This window comes from Planctomycetota bacterium (assembly GCA_026387035.1).
Lineage (GTDB): Bacteria > Planctomycetota > Phycisphaerae > FEN-1346 > FEN-1346 > JAPLMM01.
This window is the reverse complement of sequence record JAPLMM010000193.1, coordinates 1-2,699: the sequence shown is the minus strand read 5'-3', so window position 1 is coordinate 2,699 and position 2,699 is coordinate 1. Positions and strand designations below refer to the sequence as shown.

The window sequence follows — 2,699 nt, the reverse complement described above, 5'->3', positions numbered from 1 at the left end:
ACCCCGCGGGGGAAGACCTTTTCGAAGTATTCGACGATGTAGCGTTCGGCTTTCGGGGGCGAGACGCGCCAGTACGTCGGGCACGGCGAGAGGATCTCCACCAGCGAGAACGCTTTCAAGTCCCGCTGGACGCGGAAACTTTTCTTGATGGCGTTTTTCGTGCGGATGATGTCGCGAGGGCTCCCGATGACGCACCGCTCGATGTAGGCCGGCTGCTCGAGCGTCGCCAGCATCTCCGAGACGCGCAAGGGGAACCCCTCGTTGACGATGCTCCGGCCTTTGGGGGTGGTGGTGGTTTTCTGTCCCGGCATGGTCGTCGGGGCCATCTGGCCGCCCGTCATGCCATAGACGGCATTGTTGATGAAGATGACGCTGATGGGTTCGCCGCGGTTGGCGACGTGGACGATCTCGTTGGTGCCGATGCCCGCGAGGTCGCCGTCGCCCTGGTACGAGAAGACTAATTTTTCGGGCCTCGCGCGTTTGATGCCGGCGGCCACCTCGGGCGTCCGCCCGTGGGGCGCCTCGCACGCGTCGATGTCCAGGTACTGATACAGGAGCACCGCGCAGCCGACCGGCGCCATCCCGATCACCTCGCCGCGCAGGTTCCACTCGTCGATGATCTCGGCGATGATGCGGTGGACGATCCCGTGGCCGCAGCCGGGACAGTAATGCGTCCGGTTCGCCAGGAGCGCTTTCGGGCGGCCGATCTTCAACTTCGGGCCTTTGTGCTCAACCATGAGGTCTCCCCGCATAGCCAGGTGACGCAGTAACGAAGTAACTCGGTGGCCCGATAGACGGCTTCGGCCAAGTCCATTGCCCTCTGCCAGACCAAGAGGTCACGGTACGTCCGGATGTCATTGGTCGGCCTGTCCGGGGCATTCTTCGGCCTTTTAACCACACGCCCATCGTCGGCACTCGCCACAACCCGCCCCCCTTCATGGAAAGATTTGGCCCGCCTGCGTCACTCCGTTACTACGTTACTTCGTTACTCGGTGAGAAAAACAAAAGCCTCCGCGCGCGTATCACTTCGCGCGAGCCAGAGCCCGAATGCGTGCGATGACCTCCGCCACTCCCGGCACGCCGCCGCCGCTCCTCCAGCACAGGTCCACCGGCCGCGGCGTCCCGTAGAGGGCCAACTTCACGTCCTCCACCATCTGCCCCCAACTCATCTCCACGACGAGGAACCTCGCCCCGCGCTTCGCCGCGGCGACGAGCGGCTCGGCGGGGAACGGCCACAAGGTAATCGGCCGAACCAGACCCGCCTTCACGCCCTCGGCCCGCGCGTGATGAACCGCGTCGCGCGCGATCCGCGCGCTCGTGCCGTAGGCGACGAGGACGATCTCGGCGTCGTCCACCTGGTCGGCCTCCCATCGCGGCAACTCTTTTTCCATGCGGAGATACTTTTCGCGGAGGCGCTTGTTGAACTCCTCGAGTTCCCCCGGCCGCCAGTAGAAACTCTTGACGATCCGCCGCTCGCGCCCCCCAGCGGCCCCCGTCAGGGCCCACGGATGGTCCTGGACCGCCGGCGTGTCCCTCATCGGGGGCAGCCGGACAGGCTCCATCATCTGGCCCAACTGCTGGTCCGTAAGGAGCAGCACCGGACATCGCCACTTCTCCGCCAGGTCGAACGCCTCGTACGCCAGGTCCAGCGTCTCCTGCACCGTGTGCGGCGCGAGCACGATGAGCCGATAGTCCCCGTGCCCCCCGCCGCGCGTCGCCTGGAAGTAATCGCTCTGGGCGCATCGGACGTCGCCGAGGCCCGGCCCGCCGCGCTGCACATTCACGATGAAGGCCGGGAGTTCCGAGCCGGCGAGGTAACTCAGCCCCTCCTGCTTCAGGCTGATGCCGGGGCTCGAGGAACTGGTCATCGCCCGACCGCCGGCGGCCGCCGCCCCGTGCACCAGGCTGATGGCCGCCAACTCGCTCTCCGCCTGGATGAAGACGCCGTCCACCTCCGGCATGCGGGCCGACATGTACTCCGGCAGGTCGTTCTGGGGCGTGATGGGATAGCCGAAATAGAACCGGCACCCGCCGCGGACCGCTCCTTCCGCCGCCGCCACGTTCCCCGTGATGAGGACCTTTTCTTCGGTTTGCGGCACGGTTGCCTCCCCTGAAAAAGGGACAAGAGGGCCTGTTATCTTAGGGGTCCGGCCTTCCCGGAGCAATGCGAAAACCCCCGAGGCGCCAGGCGCGGGCTCGCGAGCAACCGCCGCCGTTCGCTTGCCCGCCGTAGTCGCCGCCTCTGGCGACGAAGGCAGGAGCCGCGATCCTAAGGCGCCGCCCTGAGTCCCGGCGCGCCGGGACCGGAAGAGCCTGCCCTGAGCCTGTCGAAGGGTCGCGGTCACGTGCCCAATCACCGAGGTTCAACTTACGCGCGGCGACCTGTCCTCCGTAGCCCGCAGGGCGAAGGAGGATTGTGGATAACTTTTTGGAGGAGGTTTTGGGGGGTATTTTTGGGCGGTTTTTTATAACCCATAGGCCCTGGCGCTAGCGCCCGGCCGGCCACGGCACGAGCCGTACCCGTGCCAGGGGCGGTTTTTTCGGCGGAAGGGGTGCTATTGGTAAGATGGGCTAGCGCGAATTTTGACTTTTTTGGGGGTTTTTTCACGTTTTTGGTGCGGTTTTTACCGGTTTTTGTGCCCTTTTTCGCACTCTTTCCATCCATGCCATGTGCATACCTTTATGTTAATAACTTTTTT

General features: G+C 64.7%; 2 protein-coding genes. Both read right to left on the bottom strand.

Features of this window, described 5'->3' with window-relative positions; translation table 11 throughout:
• The coding region (locus NTX40_06850; GenBank protein ID MCX5648798.1) for a thiamine pyrophosphate-dependent enzyme at nucleotides 1-737 on the bottom strand (737 nt) is incomplete at its 3' end.
• A 285-nt stretch (nucleotides 738-1,022) separates the two neighbouring features.
• A complete protein-coding gene (gene vorB / locus NTX40_06845) occupies nucleotides 1,023-2,099 on the bottom strand; it encodes a 3-methyl-2-oxobutanoate dehydrogenase subunit VorB (protein ID MCX5648797.1) in 1,077 nt (358 codons plus the stop codon).
• Nucleotides 2,100-2,699 lie beyond the last annotated feature (600 nt).